This is a genomic window from Pseudomonas sp. LBUM1661 (assembly GCF_059695925.1).
On the sequence record NZ_CP166794.1, the window covers coordinates 4,493,942 to 4,511,251 of the forward strand.

Sequence of the window (17,310 nt, forward strand, 5' to 3'; positions counted from 1 at the left end):
TCCATGGCTCTGCCGCTTCGGCATACTGGGCGGCGGTGCGACTTGAATCGTGGCTCATGACCGTGGACTCCGGTCGCTTACAAGAAATATCGCGCTACGTCATCGCGCCCTGAAGGAACGTTGTCTACCATCGGCGAGCACTTCATCCTATGGCCGCGCCCTGCTCGACTTTTGCCAGGACGTACAGCGTCTTTACCCGCCGAACCTTCCTCAATGTGGTGGGCTCGCCGCCGACCGAATGGCTCAAGCGCAACGCCAGCGGTGAAGAGGTTCCTCAACTGACGGCGCGGGTACTGCGAGATTTGCCAGACGATTCAACCACCGAAAAACCTGTAACCCTGTCGGAGCGATAAGCGATGGTCACTTGCTACCTGAAATACGTACTCGACCCATTCAAACTTGAAGCGTTTGAACATTACGGCAAGTTGTGGATTCCACTCGTGGAAAAATTTGGCGGCCAGCACCACGGCTACTTCCTGCCGTCCGAGGGTGCCAACAACATTGCGCTGGCGATGTTTACCTTCCCCAGCCTGGCGGCCTACGAAAGCTATCGGCAACAGTCGGAGAACGACCCGGAGTGCATTGCCGCCTTCAAATACGCGGAAGAGACTCGCTGCATCCTCAGCTATGAGCGCAGCTTCTTCCGGCCGGTGTTCGGTGCCTCCGGAAATCAGACGATTTGAGCACTGGCTCAGCCTTGTTTCAAATCCAGGCAGTAGGTGTAGTAACCCGGATCGCGCACGTACCCCAAGGACTCGTACAAGCGTTGCGCCACAACGTTATCGGTGGCCGTTTCCAGCGTCATGCCCTTCGCGCCGGTCAACAGCGCAAAGTCGCGGGCGGTGTTCATCAGCAGCGTCCCGACCCCTTTGCCTCGGGCGGCCGGCGTGGTGAACAGGTCGCCGAGCAGCCAGGTGCGGTGCGCGTCGATGGAGGAAAAGGTCGGGAACAACTGCACGAAACCCAGTGCTTCGCCGCTGGCGTCCTCGGCATAGAAGATCACCGATTCGTCCCGGGCAATGCGCTCGGCGATAAAGTCGCGGGACTGTGGCAGGTTCGATGGCTGGCCGTAGAAGCCGCGATAGGCGTCGAACAGGCTGGCGATTTTGTCGAGGTGGGAGGCGTCGGCGCGCAGGGCCTGGATAGCCATGAGGGTGCTCCATTGCGGTCTCAAGGATCTACAGCCTAGCAAAAGATCAAAAGATCGCAGCCTCGTTTCACTCGACAGCTGCTACAGCGCTCGTCCTGCCATGCCGACCAACAACTGCATGGCAGCGAATCAGGTTTGAAGCCATGATGAGGCATTCGTCTTTTCAGGAAGCCTCGCATGCGCCTGCTGTGCAAACTCCTCTATCTGAGCCTGATCGTGCCGTGCCTCGCCAGTGCCGAGCCACGGCCCGCGCACATGGTGTATTTGCGTACGGTTGATCCGAGCATCGAGCAAGACATCCGCTATGCCGGTGCCCACAACTTCACCGGGCACCCACTCGACGGTTACGCGGCGCCGGAATGTCTGTTGTCGCAGGAGGCCGCCAAGGCCCTCGCTCGGGTACAAACCGCACTGCGTCGCGAAGGCTACGGTTTGAAGGTGTTCGACTGCTATCGACCCAGTCGCGCCGTTGCGGACATGGGACGTTTCGCGACCGAGCCGGGTGACCCGCTGAAGGCCGAGTTTTATCCGCGCCTGGACAAGAAAGACTTCTGGCGCCTGGGGTATGTGGCGCGGGTTTCCAATCACTCCAAGGGTGGCACCGTCGACCTGACATTGACCGGTCCGCACGCCCTGCCCGCCGACACCTGGACGCCGTCCGCCAAATCAGTCGATTGCACTGCGCCTTACGGCCAGCGCTGGCACGACGGCGCACTCGACATGGGCACAGGCTTCGATTGCTTCGACGAGCCGGCGCATACCGACAACCCGACGATCAACGCGGCTGCCCGGAAAAATCGCCAGATACTCACCAGTGCCCTGGAAAAAGAAGGGTTTGTCGGGTACTCAAAGGAGTGGTGGCACTTCACCTACACCCGGGACGAGACGTTGAACAACGTCATGGATTTCCCCATCACACCGCTGGCATTCAACGGCGTTCTCGACAGCAGTAACCAATTGATCGTGGTCACCAGCAAAAACTGGACGGACACCCAAGGAACCGCACAGCGCTATGTGCGCCAAGGGAACAGCTTTGAAAAATACCAAGCGTCGTTTCCGGTAGTCCTGGGCAAAAGCGGCCTGGCCTGGGGCAAGGGTCTGACCCAAGTTGATCAACGCGAAGGCCCGGTCAAACGTGAAGGCGATGGCAAGGCGCCGGCCGGGATCTTCAAACTGGGAACGGCGTTCGGTTACGACAATTCGGCCGACACCAAACTGCCCTACCTTGCACTGACACCCACCCTCGAATGCGTGGATGACAGCCAGTCGAAACGCTACAACGAGCTGGTCGACGGGGCGATAACAGCGAAGGACTGGAACAGCTCCGAACACATGCGCAGCATGGATGAGCTGTATCGAAAAGGCATTGTCATCGAACACAACACCCCGGCCTCTCCCGCTTCAGGCTCGTGCATTTTCTTGCACATCTGGCGCAGCCCCACGTCCCCGACGCTCGGCTGCACCGCCATGGATCAAGCGGATATCACCCACTTGTTCAGTTGGCTCGACCCGCGCCAATCCCCCTTGCTGATTCAAATGCCCGAGGAGCAATACGAACAACTGCGCGAAAGCTGGCACCTCCCCGAACGTTGATAACGTGAGCCACTTCAGGCCTTTGAACCCCGCTCAACCGACACCGCAAGCGCGGAATTCCTCGCCAGGCAGTAATAGAGAATGCCCGGTACCACCAACCCGACGATCCACGAAATATCCACACCGCCCAGCTGCGCGACCATCGGCCCGGAGTAGAAATGCGTGTCGACAAAAGGCAACTGGATCAACACGCCGATGACATACACGCTGATCCCCAGGACGTTCCAGCGACCGTAACGACCGGCCGGATCGGACAGCGCCGGGATGTCGTAGCGCTCCTTGTTGATGAAGTAGTAATCCACCAGATTGATTGCGCTCCACGGTGTGAAGAACGTCAGCAGGAACAGGATGAAGTACTTGAAGCTGTTCAAAAACGAGTACTGCCCCAACAGCGCCAGCGTGGTCGATGCCGCGACAATCAGCAGCACAAACAGCATGCGCTGCCTGGCGGTAATCTCCAGGCGACTGCGGAAGCCGCTGATAATCGTGGCCATGCACATGAAGCTGCCATAGGCGTTAAGCGTTGACACCGTGACCTTGCCGAACACCACACTCAAGTACAGCAACGAGGCCATCACGCCGGTACTGCCCAAGCCGACAATCGTCGCCACCTCGTGACCGCGAAAATTCGCCCCCGCCAGTGCAGCGGCGAACACCCCGAGCACCATCGACGCCTGGGCGCCCAGCACCGTGCCGAGGCCAACGGCAGTGAAGGTTTTCCACGACGAGGTCTTGCTCGGCAAGTAGCGTGAGTAGTCGGCGACGTAAGGACCAAAGGCGATCTGCCAGGACGCGGACAACGACACCGCCAGCAGGAACGTGCTCCAGCCGAAGTGGCGATTTTCCAGCAACAGGCCGATGTCGTTGAGGGTCATCAGCCGGGTAAACAGATAGGCAAAGGCAATGATCCCCAACACGCTGGCCACCTTGCCCACCAGGTGAATCACCCGATAACCGAAGATCGTCAGAAACGCGATGCAGGCCGCGAAAATCAGGATACCCGTGCTGTCGCTGACGTGGATCAGCTGCGCAATCGCCTGCCCCGACAGGACTGCGCCGGTGGCACTGAAACCGAGGTACATCAGGCACACCAGCACAATCGGGATCGCCGCGCCGTACACCCCGAATTGCACACGGCTGGAGATCATCTGCGGCAAGCCTAGCTTCGGCCCTTGCGCCGCGTGCAGGGCAACCACCGCGCCGCCGAGCACCTGGCCGATCAGCAAGCCAATCAGCGACCAGAACACATCACCGCCCAGCACCACGGCCAGCGCCCCGGTGACAATCGCGGTGATCTGCAGGTTGGCGCCAAGCCACAGGGTGAACTGGCTGTAGAGGCTGCCATGACGCTCGGCCTCGGGAATGTAATCGATCGAACGAGTCTCGATCAGGGAACTGCGTTGCGGACTATCGCTGACCTGGGTCATTGCGTTGTTTTCCTGTGAGGAGCTGATTTTTTTGTGTGGGTTTGAACGCTTAGAAGGTCTTGGTGGCGCTGGCAACCACGGTTGCCGTGCACAGATCACCGTAGCCGTACCAGCCGGCGCATTCGTTTTTCGACAGGTCGGTATCGATGTAGCTGAGGCCCCAGGTCACGCCCACGAAATCACGGCTCAGCCTGGCCTCCCACTCATAGTAAGACTCGCGGTTATCGCCGTTGGTGGACCAGTACGCCGGATCCTTCACATCGCCGCGCCCCACGCGCAGGTCGAGGCCGAGTTCGGCCGGCAAGGCGATCTTGTAGCTGAGGTAGGTGTAGAGGGTGTCCTGGTCTTCGCCGAAAACGTTCGGCGTATCGTTCGAGTAATACGCGCCGAGCTTGACGCCATACACGTCAAGGATGGCGTAGACCTCACTCAGGTTGAACTGGCTTTCTTTGGGATAGCTGTACTTGATGTAGCCCAGGTCGAGGCTGATCGCGTCGGTCGCCTGCCAGTAGTAGCCCGCGTAGTACTCAAGCTCCTGGCGGGTCTTGAATTCGCCGCCGAAATCGACATTCGAGGTCCAGGCGCCGATGTACAGGCCGCTGCTGTGCACCAGGGTGGCGCTGGCCTGAACCGCCGGATCACCGAGGGTTTGCGAGATGCCGCGAGTGCGATAGTCGCTGACCGCGGCCAGGCTCATGTCCAGGCTGAAGTCGTCGTTGAGGGGTAATGCTTGGGTGGTCAAAGGGGCCAATACCAGCGTGGCCAGGGTGAAAATTGCGCGTGTGTTCATACCAATCTCTTATTGTTATGGAGGTGCGAGGGGGAAAGTCGGGCATGGCGATGCCGAGCCCCTCGCGGTACGAGGAGCCGGGCATTTTTTCGGGTGCTGCGGGGGTAATCGTCAGGACGCGGGCGCGTAGACCTCTTTGCCGGCGAAATAGGTTTTCAGGACTTTGGTGTCGAACAGTTCGTCGTCGCTGACCTTGAACACATCGCGGTCGAGGATGATCAGGTCGGCCTGTTTGCCCGGTGCCAGCGAGCCGATCTGCTGCTCCAGGCGCAGGGCTTTGGCGGCGTTCAAGGTGTAGGCGTAGAACATGCTCTGGCGGTCGATGCTTTCCTTGGCATTCAACACGCCCAGCGGCCCTTTGCGGGTGCTGGCCTGAGCAATGGCGTTCCACGGATTGGGACTGGACACCGGCCAGTCGCTGCCACCGGCGATGGCCGCGCCGGCGTTATGCAGCGACCTCGCGGGGTACTGGTAACCGTAGGCAAACGCGCTGATATAGGGTTTGACCAGTTCGACGGTGTACGTCTCGCCAGTGGCCCACAGCAGCTGCATGGAGGCGATCACGCCCAACTGCTTGAAGCGTGGAAACTCCTTCGGGTTGACCAGTTGCAGGTGGCTGATGCTGTGAGTCACGGGTGTCGGGTTGAGCTTGCGCGCGTAGGCAAAACCATTGAGCGACTCACGCACCGCGCGGTCGCCGACCGCGTGCATGTGTACGATCCAGTCGCGCTTCTCCGCCGCCACCACCAGTTCACCGAAGTGCGCCGGGTCGATCAGCAGTTGACCGTTTTTATGGCTGTTCTTGAAAGGCACGATGACTGCGGCGGTCTGCCCTGGAAACTCCAGAACGCCGTCAGCGAATACCTTGATTCCGGGAAAGCTCAGGTTGGGAACGCCTTCGAATGTCTTCATGACCTTGGCCAGCACTTCAAGATCGGCCGGTCGGCTTTTCGGGTTGGCCAGCAACAGCGCAGCGACGTGGGCGCTGAGTTCACCCTTCTCGGCCAGTTCGCGGTACAGCGGCAGCACGCCATAGCTCTGCTCGGTGGCTTTGAAATCGAACAGCGAATCGCCGCTGCCGGCATTCGCCGCCGCGTCCATCCACGCAGTGACACCGTATTGATTGTTGACCTTCACGGCTTCACGGGCGGCTTTCAGCATCACCTCTTCGCTGGGCGCGGGGATCTGGCTGCGCACCTGGTCCCAGCGCGACTCGGCGAAATAGCCGTTGGGGGTGAAATCCTTGTCGTGCCCCACGTAGCTGCGATCCTGTTCCGACAGACCTTTGACCAGTGCCGCGTCGATCTTCAAACGCTTGAGCATGGCGTTGTTGGCCCAGCCGGTGTGCCCGTCAATGCCGCTGAGCACCACCGGTTGCTCGGCCCAGCGGCCCTGATTGAAGCGCTGGCCAAGTTCACGGCTTTTGTCCCAATAGGCCGAACTCGCCCCGGCAATGCTGATCACGTCACCGGCCCGCGCAACGCCCGCCTGATCCTGCTCGATGATCCACTGCTCAAGCTCCGGCAGCGGCTTGACCTCATCCAGCAGATTGGCCCTCATGCTGTCGAACGCCGCCACCACCGGGTGGCTGTGGCTATCGATCATGCCCGGCATCAATACTTTTCCGGCCAGATCGATCCGTTGCGTCTGGGCGTCGGCCAGCGCATTGATGTCGGCGTTGCTGCCCACTTTGAGAATCTTGCCGTCTTGCACCGCCACCGCTTGCACCAGGCCTTGGCCGGGCTCGGCGGTGAAGACTTTGCCGTTGAACAACACCAGGTCAGCGGCGGCCATGGCGTGCATGGAAGATAACGCCAGGGCGGCGGCCAACAGGTTGGGGATAAATCGCTGCATCAGAAGGCTCTCTTGTTTTTATTGGGCTGGGCGGGAAGCGGATGCTTGAAGGCCAATGAACGGTGCCTTGGCCCACACGACCTTGCCGCCCACCACCGTCAGCAGCACTTCATTTCGCGCCAGCTCTTGCTCGGGAACCTGCATGAAGTTCTTGTCGAGGACGATCAGGTCGGCGAACTTGCCGACCTCGACCGAGCCGACCACCGCGTCGAGTTTCAGTTGCTCGGCGGCGTTCAGGGTGATGGTGCGCAGTACCTCGGTACGTGACAGCGCCGGGTCGGCGTTCAGCCTGCCGGCGTACTTGGGGCCATAGCTGTGCGGGTTCAGCGGATCGCCCGAGCGGGTGACGCCGACCTTGAGGGCGAGGAATTCATCCAGCGGATCGACCGGCCAGTCGCTGCCATACGCCACCCGGCCGCCGGCGCGGGCGATGCTGCCCGACGGTTCCATGCGGGCAAACCGCGCAGGCCCGAGATGATCGCTGGTGCCGTCGACCGTGGACGGTGCCTGCTGCGCCCACTGGAAAGACATGTTGGCGGTGACGTCGAGGGCCTTAAAGCGCGGGTAGTCGGCGGGGTCGACAGACTCGTTGTGCGTAATGGCTGGGCGAAAGCCATTGCCGGGCAGTTGCTGGCGCACGTATTCAATGCCGTTCAGCGAATCACGCACCGCGCGGTCGCCGGTGGCATGCAGGTGCGGGTCGAGGCCGGCCTGCACGGCTTTGAGCAGCAGCGGATTGAGCACTTGCGGCGGGAAGTACAGCTCACCTTTGTTCTTGCCTGGCGCCCAGTGTGGCGCCTTATCGGTGCCGGCATTGTGCAGGTACGGTGTCAACATGGCGCCGGTGTCGGCCGGCGCATTGATGATGCCGTCCATGAACAATTTGACGTGACGCATGCTCACACCCGGCGCGACTTTTTCTTCGCCCTGGTCGTAGGTGGTGGCCAGTGCCTTCGCTTCGGCGATGGTTTTGTCCGGGTCGGCAGCCGCGGCGGCCGGATCGAGTTTGATCGCCAGCAACGCCCGCGCGGTCAACTCGCCCGACTGCTGCAGGCTGGTGAACGCTTTGCCACTCTCCGGCCCCGACAAGGCATCGAAGAAACTGGTGATGCCTTGCTGGCGCATGGCGTCGAGCGCCGCGCGGGTCTGGTTGAGTTTTTCGGCGTCGGTCGCGGGCGGCACCACGGCGGCCATGGTTTCTGCCGCGCCGTCTTCGCAGATGCCGGTCGGGTTGCCGGCGCTGTCGCGGGCGTACTTGCCATCACTGGGGTTGGGCGTGTGCTGGTTGATGCCTGCCACCGCCAGGCCGCGAGAGTTGGTCAGTACAGTGTGGAAGTCGGTGGAGCGCACCTGAATCGGCCGCTTGGTTTTCAAGGCGTCGAGGGTGGATTTGTCGGGATCGCCATCGAGGCCGGTCATGCCCATGCGGTCCCAACTGCCGACTTCGAGCCAGACGTCGTCGCCCTTGTCCTTGTCCGCATCGAGACAGGCCTGAATGGTTTGTTGGAACACCTTGCGGGTCATCGTCTGGTATTTCAGGTCGCACAACGTCATGGCGCGCCCACCGTCGCCCGGGTGCATGTGCGCATCGATGAAGCCCGGCATCAGCATGCGCCCGGCCAGGTCGATCAGCTGTGTCTGCGTGCCGATGTACGAGGCAACGCCTGCATCGCTGCCCACATAGACGATCTTGCCGTCGGTGATGGCGATCGCCTGCTGCACGGAATTCTTGCCGTCGACGGTGTAGACGTAGCCGTTGCGCATCACCATGTCGGCGGCGGTCGACGCGTGTGTCTGACACCCCACCAGCGCCACGCAGGACAATGCCGTTGCGGTGGAAACGGCGATAAATAGCCTGGAAAGTTTCACCTGCCTCACCTCTGTTTTTATAGTTTTGAAGTGGCCCGAACAGACTGCCGTGCAAGCCCTGAATGCAGGGCACACGATATAGAGCGCAGCGCAAATACGGACCTCCACAAATGAGGAGGGGTGAGGCAAATACCGACTGGATACAGCTGTCGAAGCCGGCGCAGGCTTCGACAGCGGCTATACGGGTCGCGTTCTCTTAGGGTGTGGTGTTCGGCGAACGCAGGGCCGAGCCCAGTTCCACCTTGCTTTTGACGCCGAGCTGCAAGTAGCAGTTGCGCAGGTAGGTGCGCACGGTTGCAGGACTCAGCACCAGAATTTTGGCGATTTCCTTGTAGGAGTGGCCGGCAGCGAACAGCATCGCTGCGGTCCGCTCGCGAGGTGCGAGCACGGCCCCGCGGGACTGTGTTTCAAGCGACAGGATCACATGCTCGGCGTTAGGACTCAGGGTCAATGCACAGCGACCCAGGCGTATGACGCAGGGCGCTTTTTGCAGTTGCTCGATCACCTCGGGCGGAAGCATCGAGCCGCTCCACCCAGGCAACTCTCGCTGAATGGCAGCGCACAGACTTGCCCCCACATAAAGCAGACTGCCGTCCAGACGCGCGACCCCGAAGTCGCTCGCGGCATTGCCCGTGTCGACACGGATCATGTCCTGCACCTGGAATCGCCACAGCTGCAACAGGTGATCGCAGAAGGCCGAAAACAAACCGGCTTCACGCTCGTTGAAAGCCGATGCCTGTTGGCCACGGTACAAACACACAAAAAACACCAACCCGCTTTCGGGCAATTCGAAGGTGATGCACATCAGGTGGTAGAGGTCGTGACGCCGCGCAAAGTCGTTCACGTCCTCGCAAGGGTCGGTAAAGCCACTGTCGCGCACGACTTCCCCGGGCTGACTCAAGGTCTCCTGGGAAAATCGGTCGCTGACGGCAACCTTGTGCCACTCGACGGCAAACGACTCGGGCAGGTTGATCCGCCCGTGCATCCAGCTTTGAACGGGCGACGGGGACATTTCGCCCCACCACGCCGATGTGAAAGGCACCAATGGGCTAAAGGCCTGCAAGCCGTCGGCGATGAACTGAGACGCGCCACGATCCCGAGCCAGACGTCCCAAGTGCAACACGCACTGATTGAACGCCTTTAGCGTGGCCATCGACGCCTCGGCGCCAACCTCATCACCCTCCTCCATTGTGCTGATCCTGTTCGCGACTACATGACGTATTATTTTTTTGACCATGCCATAGGCGCAGCGACGGCGTCCAGTTCGATAACCACACCTTAGTGTGGGAGCGAGCCTGCTCGCGATAGCGGTTTCACATTCAACGATGATGTCGACTGTCAGTTCGCCTTCTCGAGCAGGCTCGCTCCCACATTGGGTTCTTGACGACTCAACCCATACAACGGCGGCCGGCGATCCCGATGCAAGTCGTTGCGCGCACTGATGCGTTTGTTCTGCGCCTCAGCCAGATTCAACGTCGCCAGCAAAATCTGCTCGCCGCCCTGCTCTGCCGGCCCGGCCAACGGATAGCCATCGGCATCGACAATGACCGAACCCTGTACCCAACCGACGCCGCGCTCATGACCATGTCGGTCACACGCGGCAATGAACATCCGGTTCACTGACGCATTGGCCTGGACTCGTACCACTTCCGCCGGACGCTCGGTCAGCGGCCGGGGTCCATCGGGCCAATTGACCGGCGCGCAGAGCAGATCGGCGCCGGCCAGTGCCGGCAGGCGCACCCATTCGGGGAATTCCAGGTCGTAGCAAATCAGCATGCCGATGCGTCCATGCACCGTGTCTATCACTGGTGGCGCGTCATTGCCGGCGCTGAAAATTTCATTCTCGCCATCCCACAGGTGCGCCTTGCGGTACACGGCGCGCAGCCCTCGGGCATCGATCATCGCTGCGCTGTTGGCCAGTTGATCACCGGTCAGCCGCTCGCAGAAACCGCCGACCACGACGATGTTCAGTTCCTTCGCCAACGTCATCCACAGCCGCACGATTGGCCCGTCGACCGTTTCGGACAAGGACAACGCCTCGTCTCGATCGGTAAACAGGTAGCCGCTCTGCACCAATTCGGGCAGCACCACCACCTGCGCGCCCTGATACGCCGCCGAGCGAATCGCCCGTTCGGTGAGTGTGCGGTTGTAAGCGAGGTCGCCTATTTTCGGTGCCAGTTGGCAGCAGGCAACCACGGTATTTTTTGCGCTGTTCAACGCCCCTCCTCCACGGATTGATGGGCCATGGCGACAATGTCGCTCTCGGTAATCGCGTCGATGATCCGGCCTTCGTACGCCAGGTCGATCGACCGACTGAGGAGGTAATACGTCAGGCCCGACACCACCAGGCCCACCAGCCAGGCGATGTCCACGCCTTCGAGCATGCGCGCCAGCGGCCCTACGAACACTTCTTTGCCCGCGGCGGCATCGTAGATGTAGAAAAACGGCACCATCGCGGCGAAGCCGATCAGGTAGGCGACGATGCCGCGAAATTGCCAGGCGCCGTAGATGCCCTTGGGCGTGAAGAAATGCGGGATCGCGTAGCGGCCCTTGCGCACGAAAAAGTAGTCCACCAGATTGACCGCGGTCCAAGGCACGAGGAAGTACAGGAGCAACACCAGGAAGGTGTTCAACAGCGCAATGCCGTCACCTTTGATCGACAGCACACAGGTCAACAGAATGACGCTGATCACCGAAATCGACAGCACTCGGGCGCGGGGTGTCGGGGAGATTTTTTTGATCGAGTCGACGCCGGTCAACAACGTCAGCATCGCACTGTAAGTGTTGAGCGCAATGATCGGCAGGAAGCCCGCGACCGAGACGATCACCAACACGTTGCCCAAGCCTGGAATCATCGATGAGCCGACCTGGTTCAGCGCGACCAGCGCATCCGCCGCTTTCAACTGCTGGGCCAACCAGGCACCGAGTCCGATCATCCAGCTACCGGACAACGAGGCGCCGATGAACACCGCGGCGATCAGTTTTGGCCGGCTGGTATTTTTCGGCAGGTAACGGGAATAGTCGGAGACATACGGCGCATAGGAAATGTTGTAGCTCGCGCCGATGGCAAACAGCGTGGCAAAGGCCACCCAGTTGAAACCCAGGTCGGTCGCCGGGGTGACGCCCTCCTGCCCCGCGCCGAACATCAAGGCGATGGTGACCAGCGCGTACAGCGGCAACGTGGCCAGCAACGCCCATTTGAAGGCTTTGTGCATCAGGTCATGGCCGTAGATCGACAGCAGCGCGCCGATCAACACCACGGCCACGGCGACAATGGTCGGGTCGATGCCGAACACATGCTCCAGGCCGTTCATGATCAGCGAGATGTTCACCACGTTGAAGCCGACGAACACAAACATCGTCGCCATCAGCGCCAGGATCACCCCGCGATAACCAAATTGCGCACGGGACTGGATCATTTGCGGCAGGCCCATTTCAGGCCCTTGCGAACCGTGAAACGCCATGAAAATGGTGCCGAACATAATGCCCAGCGCACCGGCCAGCATGGTCCACAGCGCTGACAAGCCGAGGCTCGGGCCGACAAAACCGATGGAGATGGTGAAGAAGTGGAAGTTGCCCAAAAACCAGAAAGGTCCCTGGCTGCTGAGCTTGGCGTGACGTTCGTTTTGCGGAATGTAATCGATCGAGTGGCCTTCGATGGCCAACCCGCTATTCGCCTCGATGGCGTGGGCAGACTGTGGGGACCCTGACATATGATTGTTCCTATGCAGTGAATTGTTGTTTTTATGGGCAGATCGCCGGTTTCACTGCAATGTATGGCGTTGTTCAGGCCTATAAAATATCGCAGGCACACTGTTTACATAGATTAGCGTCTATGTGAATGAGAAATGGGGAAAGGCATGCTGGGGACTGTATCGGAGCTGGATCTGCGCTTGATCCGGGTATTTTTGACCGTTGTTGAGGCGGGCGGGATCTCGGCGGCGCAAACCGCCCTCAACACCACGCAACCGACCATCAGCGCGCAGTTGGCAACGCTGGAAGCGCGAGTGGGGTTTCGACTGTGCGAACGCGGGCGCGGCGGATTTTCGGTGACCCCCAAGGGTGGCCAGTTTGTCGAGGCCGCGCGCCGGTTGCTGGCGGCTGCCGAAGGCTTCCGGGTTGAAGTCCAGCACATCAATCGCAAGGTCTCGGGCAACATCAACATCGGCCTGCTCGGTCAAATCGACCCCGTGGCCAACAAGAAAATCGCCCTGGCCATTGCGCGCTTACGCTCCCGGCATGAGGGGCTGTATTTTCACTTCACCGAGCTGTCGTCATCGCTGCTGGAAGAGAAAATCATCAACAGCCATATCGATCTGGCGATCGGTTATTTCTGGCACCGCTTGCCCAACATCGATTACTTCCCGTTGTTCCCGGAAACCCAGATCGCCTATTGCGCGCCCTCGCACCCGCTGTTCGAGCACGTCGGCGCGCTGACCCGGGAGGATGTCAGCGAATACGACTGGGTATGGCCCAGCCACCCGTTGCCGGAAATGCCGGCACCCGCCTCGATCGAGCGTTTGACCGTGCTCACCGACAGCATGGACGGCGCCGCCCTGCTCATCCTGTCCGGCCAGCACCTGGGCTTTCTGCCGCAGCACTACGCGGACAAGCATGAACAGCTTGGGCAGCTGCACCCATTGAATCCCGAGCTGCTGCGCTATGAGGTCGGCTTTCACGCGGCGGTTCGGCACTCGGCGCGGCAACGGGATCTGGTCAGTGCGTTCCTGACTGAGCTGATCGAGATTTTCGCTTCTTAAACGCTGACTTTGCTGCTCGGGATGACGTCGATCCGTGCGACCGAACCGGTCAGGTGCGCCAGGTCCTTATTGTGCTCTGCAATGATGTCTTCGGCGGTGAGATTACCGTTGTCGATGGTGGAATGGGCGTCGGCAGCAAGGACTACGTCATACCCCTGTTTCAGCGCCTCACGCACGGTGGCATTGATGCAATAGTCGGTTTGCAGGCCACAGATGATCAGGCGTTCGAAATCCTCCTTCGGCAACAGCTTTTGCAGGTTGGTCCGGTAGAACGAATCCGGGGTGGTTTTGCGTACACGTGAGTCATGCGGTGATGTTTCCAGCCCTTCGGCCAGTTGCCAGCCTTCGGAACCGTGTTTCAGCAGGTCGCCCTCTTCGTGCTGTATGAAAATGACGGGAATGCCGGCATCACGGGCCTTCGCGGTCAGGCCATTGATGTTTTCAATGACGCGTTGGATATCGAAGCACTCATATTCGCCGCTGCACAAAGCGCGTTGGACGTCGATGACTAACAGTGCGGTGGTCATGGAGTTCCTTCCTTGATCGGTCGATAGATCGGAAACGGACTCGAATCCGCTCCCCCTTCAACGTGTAGCAGCTTGTAGCAGCTGTCGAGCCTGCGAGGCTGCGTTCGGCTGCGCAGCAGTCGTCAATCCTGTGCATGCGGTTTTCCTGAAACACCGCAGCGTTTGAATTCACGACTGCTTCGCAGCCGAACGCAGCCTCGCAAGCTCGACAGCGGCTACAAAATCGGGGCCATCCCGGTAAAGCGGGATGGCCTCGGGCCTCAGTAACCGAGTGACAACCCGGTATTGCGGCGCGGGTCGTTCGCGCCGTAGAAGCGGTTCTTGCCCACCGGTTTACCCCCAAGCGACGGCGCGCCGACGAGAATTGCGGCCAGGTGGTTGGCGTCCTGGGGACCTGCAAACTTGTGGCCCCAGCTTTCGAGCAGCTTTACCGTATCCGGACTGGTGGTGAAGGCTTCCAGGTTGGTCTCTTCCGGCAACCACTGCTGGTGGAAACGCGGCGCATCGACCGCTTCCTGGATGTTCATGCCGTAATCGATCACGTTCAGCATGGTCAACAAGGTCGCGGTGATGATGCGGCTGCCGCCAGGCGTACCCACCACCATCACCACTTTGCCGTCCTTGGTGACGATGGTCGGGCTCATGGACGACAGCGGCGCCTTGCCGGGCGCGATGGCGTTGGCTTCGCCCTGCACCAGACCGTACATGTTCGGCACGCCGATTTTCGAGGTGAAGTCGTCCATTTCATCGTTGAGGATGACCCCGGTTTTACTGGCCATGACCCCGGCGCCGAACCAGTCGTTCAGGGTGTAAGTCACCGACACCGCGTTGCCCCATTTATCGACAATGGAGTAGTGCGTGGTGTTGCTGCCTTCGTGCGGCGCTACGCCGGGTTTGAGCTCGCGGGACACGCCAGCCTTTTTCGGGTCGATGGCGGCGCGGATTTTGGTCGCGTAGTTTTTGTCCAGCAAATGGGCGATCGGGTTTTTCACGAAGTCCGGATCACCGAGGTAGCTGTTGCGGTCCACATAAGCGTGGCGCATCGCTTCGATCTGATAGTGCATGCCCTGGGCCGAGTGGTAACCGAGGTCTTTCATCGGGTAGCCGTCGAGGATGTTCATGATCTCGCAGATCACCACGCCTCCGGAGCTTGGCGGCGGTGCCGAGACCACGTGGTAGCCACGGTAGTCGCACTCGATCGGGGCCAGTTCGCGGGTCTTGTATTTGTCCAGGTCGGCCTGGGTGATGATGCCCTTGTTGGCCTGGCTGGAGGTGACGATGGCGTCGGCCACCCAGCCTTTATAGAAGCCGTCGGCACCCTTTTCGGAAATTTCCCGCAGGGTTTTGCCGAGGTCTTTTTGCACCAGCGTCTGGCCGACTTGCATCGGTTCGCCGTTGCTCAGGAAGATCGCGCCCGAGTCCTTGATGTCCTTCTTGAACACGTCGGTGGCGTAGTCCAGCAAATCGACATCGCCCTGCTCCAGCACAAAACCGTCTTCGGCGAGCTTGATCGCCGGGGCGATCACTTCCTTGCGCGGCTTGGTGCCGTATTTCGACAGTGCCAACTCCATGCCGGAGACCGTCCCGGGCACGCCGACCGCCAGGTGGCCACGGGTACTCAGGTCCGGAACGACATTGCCCTCTTTGTCGAGGTACATGTTGGCCGTGGCCGCCAGCGGGGCTTTTTCGCGGAAGTCGAGGAAGGTCTTGCGCCCGTCCGCCAGTTGAATGGTCATGAAACCGCCGCCACCCAGGTTGCCCGCCGCGGGATACACCACCGCCAGCGCATAACCCACCGCGACCGCGGCATCGACGGCGTTGCCACCGTTCTTGAGCACATCGACGCCGACGTGACTGGCCAGATGCTGGGCCGTGACCACCATGCCGTTTTCGGCCGCGACCGGGGCCACGGAGGCTGCGTAAGCACTGAGGCAGCTGAGCGCCAATGAGGTCGCCATCAGCGATTTGGCAAAAGGTTCGAACTTCATGAGTCGGTCTCTTTATTGTTTTTAGGCTCTGCACATAAACAGAGGAACGCGCTTCAAGAGCAGAGGCAAGTATGGCTGGGATTACGTTTTGCGCCTCCCCGCCGAGGCAGTATGCTTGCCGCTTGTCCAGCCCATCCGCGGAGTTCGCCGGCATGACGTACACCTGCACCACCCTGGCGTCCCCGGTCGGCGAGTTGACGCTGGTCGCGAACGGCACGCGACTGGCGGCCATCCTCTGGGAAAACGACAAACCCGGCCGGGTGCGGCTAGGACCGATGAGTGCGGCGCCGGATAATCCGATCCTTGTGCGCACCGCGCAGCAGTTACGGGAATACTTCGCCGGCACCCGCGATCACTTCGAGCTGGAGCTGGATTTTTCCGGGACAGCATTTCAGAAGAAAGTCTGGGCGGCGCTGCTGACCATTCCATTCGGCGAGACGCGCAGCTATAGCCAGATTGCCGAGCAGATCGGCAATCCCAGCGCGGTTCGGGCGGTGGGTGCGGCGAATGGCAAGAATCCGATTTCGATTATTGCGCCGTGTCATCGGGTGATTGGTGCATCGGGGAAATTGACGGGGTTTGCAGGGGGGCTTGAAGCGAAGGAATTGCTGCTGACGCTGGAAGGCTGCGAATGGTCGGGCGCCAGCAGGATGGATGATTTATTTCCAAGTTGACGGGGACCTGTAGCAGCTGGCGCAGCCTGCGTTCGGCTGCGCCAGCGGCTACACAGGGATTTGTTTCGTGGTTTAGAAGATGTTTTTCATCGCTGCATATTGCAACAGCATGATGGTCTTTGCGTCGCAGATCTCGCCACGTTCAAACGCCGCCAGCGCGTCGTCGAATGTCCACTCCAGCACTTCCAGTTCCTCAGTCTCTTCCTCCAGCCCGCCGCCCTCGCTGACCTTCGATGAAGCGTCGTATTCGGCGATGAAAAAGTGCAGCTTTTCAGTCACCGAACCGGGGCTCATGTAGGCCTCGAACACCTTCTGCACATGGTGCACGCGATAACCGGTTTCTTCCTCAGCTTCTTCGCGGATGCGCTCTTCAGGCGCCACTCCTTCGAGCAGCCCCGCCGCCACTTCGATCAGCAAGCCATCGTGTCCGTTGACGAACACCGGCAACCTGAATTGCCGGGTCAATACGACGGTTTTCTTTTCCCGGTTGTAAAGCAGGATCGCCGCACCATTGCCACGGTCGTAGACTTCACGGGTCTGGCGTTGCCATTCGCCGTTGTTGCGCTGGTAATCGAAGGTGATTTTCTTCAGCAGGTACCAGTCATGGGACAACACCTGAGACTCGATGATGTTGACCCGCTCGGCGGTGTTCGACATGACAATCCATCCTTTTTTCGT

The 17,310-nt window shown here is 60.3% G+C and carries 16 protein-coding genes; 5 read left to right on the top strand and 11 right to left on the bottom strand.

Annotation, left to right across the window (positions count from 1 at the left end; translation table 11 throughout):
- Window positions 1-149: 149 nt before the first annotated feature.
- Entirely contained in the window at window positions 150-353 is a 204-nt protein-coding gene (locus ACA057_RS20650; RefSeq protein WP_497341872.1) for a hypothetical protein, read from the top strand.
- A 3-nt stretch (window positions 354-356) separates the two neighbouring features.
- Complete coding sequence (locus ACA057_RS20655) at window positions 357-683, top strand: NIPSNAP family protein (protein WP_497341874.1); 327 nt, start codon at window positions 357-359, stop codon at window positions 681-683.
- Between the two features lie 8 nt (window positions 684-691).
- Here ACA057_RS20655 and ACA057_RS20660 read toward each other — a convergent pair whose 3' ends face one another.
- Window positions 692-1,150: a GNAT family N-acetyltransferase gene (locus ACA057_RS20660; RefSeq protein WP_497341876.1), complete on the bottom strand. Its 459-nt coding sequence runs from the start codon at window positions 1,148-1,150 to the stop codon at window positions 692-694.
- Between the two features lie 177 nt (window positions 1,151-1,327).
- On the opposite strand from ACA057_RS20660, the gene ACA057_RS20665 reads away from it, so the two are divergent.
- Window positions 1,328-2,743 (top strand): M15 family metallopeptidase, encoded by a 1,416-nt coding sequence (locus ACA057_RS20665; RefSeq protein ID WP_497341878.1) that lies wholly within the window; start codon window positions 1,328-1,330, stop codon window positions 2,741-2,743.
- Window positions 2,744-2,757: 14 nt separating this feature from the next.
- Here ACA057_RS20665 and ACA057_RS20670 read toward each other — a convergent pair whose 3' ends face one another.
- The 7 genes from ACA057_RS20670 to ACA057_RS20700 form a co-directional block, all read right to left on the bottom strand.
- On the bottom strand, window positions 2,758-4,170 hold the full coding sequence (locus ACA057_RS20670; RefSeq protein ID WP_497341880.1) for a purine-cytosine permease family protein: 1,413 nt from the start codon (window positions 4,168-4,170) through the stop codon (window positions 2,758-2,760).
- Window positions 4,171-4,219: 49 nt separating this feature from the next.
- A complete protein-coding gene (locus tag ACA057_RS20675) occupies window positions 4,220-4,960 on the bottom strand; it encodes a TorF family putative porin (RefSeq protein ID WP_497341882.1) in 741 nt (246 codons plus the stop codon).
- 111 nt (window positions 4,961-5,071) lie between these two features.
- Window positions 5,072-6,814: an amidohydrolase gene (locus ACA057_RS20680; protein WP_497341884.1), complete on the bottom strand. Its 1,743-nt coding sequence runs from the start codon at window positions 6,812-6,814 to the stop codon at window positions 5,072-5,074.
- Between the two features lie 18 nt (window positions 6,815-6,832).
- The gene (locus ACA057_RS20685) at window positions 6,833-8,683 is read right to left on the bottom strand and encodes an amidohydrolase (RefSeq protein WP_497341886.1); all 1,851 of its coding nucleotides are present in this window, start codon (window positions 8,681-8,683) and stop codon (window positions 6,833-6,835) included.
- Window positions 8,684-8,879: 196 nt separating this feature from the next.
- Window positions 8,880-9,872 (bottom strand): helix-turn-helix transcriptional regulator, encoded by a 993-nt coding sequence (locus tag ACA057_RS20690; protein ID WP_497341888.1) that lies wholly within the window; start codon window positions 9,870-9,872, stop codon window positions 8,880-8,882.
- Between the two features lie 149 nt (window positions 9,873-10,021).
- On the bottom strand, window positions 10,022-10,900 hold the full coding sequence (locus tag ACA057_RS20695; protein ID WP_497341890.1) for a nitrilase family protein: 879 nt from the start codon (window positions 10,898-10,900) through the stop codon (window positions 10,022-10,024).
- Entirely contained in the window at window positions 10,897-12,396 is a 1,500-nt protein-coding gene (locus ACA057_RS20700; RefSeq protein ID WP_497341892.1) for a purine-cytosine permease family protein, read from the bottom strand. The genes ACA057_RS20695 and ACA057_RS20700 overlap by 4 nt, the downstream gene beginning before the upstream one ends.
- Before the next feature lie 147 nt (window positions 12,397-12,543).
- Here ACA057_RS20700 and ACA057_RS20705 point away from each other — a divergent pair, with 147 nt between their 5' ends.
- Window positions 12,544-13,443 carry a LysR family transcriptional regulator gene (locus ACA057_RS20705; RefSeq protein ID WP_497341894.1) on the top strand — a complete coding sequence of 300 codons (900 nt, stop codon included), beginning with the start codon at window positions 12,544-12,546 and terminating at the stop codon, window positions 13,441-13,443.
- On the opposite strand, the gene ACA057_RS20710 is transcribed toward ACA057_RS20705, so the two are convergent.
- Together ACA057_RS20710 and ggt are read right to left on the bottom strand one after the other, a co-directional pair.
- Window positions 13,440-13,970, bottom strand: coding sequence for a cysteine hydrolase family protein (locus ACA057_RS20710; RefSeq protein ID WP_497341896.1), 531 nt, complete (start codon window positions 13,968-13,970; stop codon window positions 13,440-13,442). The two genes, ACA057_RS20705 and ACA057_RS20710, sit on opposite strands and share 4 nt — an antisense overlap.
- Window positions 13,971-14,230: 260 nt before the next feature.
- Window positions 14,231-15,958 carry a gamma-glutamyltransferase gene (gene ggt, locus ACA057_RS20715; protein WP_497341898.1) on the bottom strand — a complete coding sequence of 576 codons (1,728 nt, stop codon included), beginning with the start codon at window positions 15,956-15,958 and terminating at the stop codon, window positions 14,231-14,233.
- Window positions 15,959-16,110: 152 nt separating this feature from the next.
- Here ggt and ACA057_RS20720 point away from each other — a divergent pair, with 152 nt between their 5' ends.
- Window positions 16,111-16,632: a methylated-DNA--[protein]-cysteine S-methyltransferase gene (locus ACA057_RS20720; protein WP_497341900.1), complete on the top strand. Its 522-nt coding sequence runs from the start codon at window positions 16,111-16,113 to the stop codon at window positions 16,630-16,632.
- Between the two features lie 72 nt (window positions 16,633-16,704).
- Here the strand turns inward: ACA057_RS20720 and ACA057_RS20725 are convergent, their stop codons facing one another.
- The gene (locus ACA057_RS20725) at window positions 16,705-17,289 is read right to left on the bottom strand and encodes an NUDIX domain-containing protein (protein ID WP_497341902.1); all 585 of its coding nucleotides are present in this window, start codon (window positions 17,287-17,289) and stop codon (window positions 16,705-16,707) included.
- Between the last annotated feature and the right edge of the window lie 21 nt (window positions 17,290-17,310).

What these genes read in the sequence shown, in the direction of transcription:
- ACA057_RS20665 (WP_497341878.1), top strand. Translation starts at nt 1,328, where the DNA reads ATGCGCCTGCTGTGCAAACTCCTCTATCTGAGCCTGATCGTGCCGTGC.
- ACA057_RS20700 (WP_497341892.1), bottom strand. Translation starts at nt 12,396, where the DNA reads ATGTCAGGGTCCCCACAGTCTGCCCACGCCATCGAGGCGAATAGCGGG.
- ACA057_RS20655 (WP_497341874.1), top strand. Translation starts at nt 357, where the DNA reads ATGGTCACTTGCTACCTGAAATACGTACTCGACCCATTCAAACTTGAA.
- ACA057_RS20690 (WP_497341888.1), bottom strand. Translation starts at nt 9,872, where the DNA reads ATGGAGGAGGGTGATGAGGTTGGCGCCGAGGCGTCGATGGCCACGCTA.
- ACA057_RS20670 (WP_497341880.1), bottom strand. Translation starts at nt 4,170, where the DNA reads ATGACCCAGGTCAGCGATAGTCCGCAACGCAGTTCCCTGATCGAGACT.
- ACA057_RS20725 (WP_497341902.1), bottom strand. Translation starts at nt 17,289, where the DNA reads ATGTCGAACACCGCCGAGCGGGTCAACATCATCGAGTCTCAGGTGTTG.
- ACA057_RS20720 (WP_497341900.1), top strand. Translation starts at nt 16,111, where the DNA reads ATGACGTACACCTGCACCACCCTGGCGTCCCCGGTCGGCGAGTTGACG.
- ACA057_RS20660 (WP_497341876.1), bottom strand. Translation starts at nt 1,150, where the DNA reads ATGGCTATCCAGGCCCTGCGCGCCGACGCCTCCCACCTCGACAAAATC.
- ACA057_RS20650 (WP_497341872.1), top strand. Translation starts at nt 150, where the DNA reads ATGGCCGCGCCCTGCTCGACTTTTGCCAGGACGTACAGCGTCTTTACC.
- ACA057_RS20675 (WP_497341882.1), bottom strand. Translation starts at nt 4,960, where the DNA reads ATGAACACACGCGCAATTTTCACCCTGGCCACGCTGGTATTGGCCCCT.
- ACA057_RS20705 (WP_497341894.1), top strand. Translation starts at nt 12,544, where the DNA reads ATGCTGGGGACTGTATCGGAGCTGGATCTGCGCTTGATCCGGGTATTT.
- ACA057_RS20680 (WP_497341884.1), bottom strand. Translation starts at nt 6,814, where the DNA reads ATGCAGCGATTTATCCCCAACCTGTTGGCCGCCGCCCTGGCGTTATCT.
- ACA057_RS20710 (WP_497341896.1), bottom strand. Translation starts at nt 13,970, where the DNA reads ATGACCACCGCACTGTTAGTCATCGACGTCCAACGCGCTTTGTGCAGC.
- ggt (WP_497341898.1), bottom strand. Translation starts at nt 15,958, where the DNA reads ATGAAGTTCGAACCTTTTGCCAAATCGCTGATGGCGACCTCATTGGCG.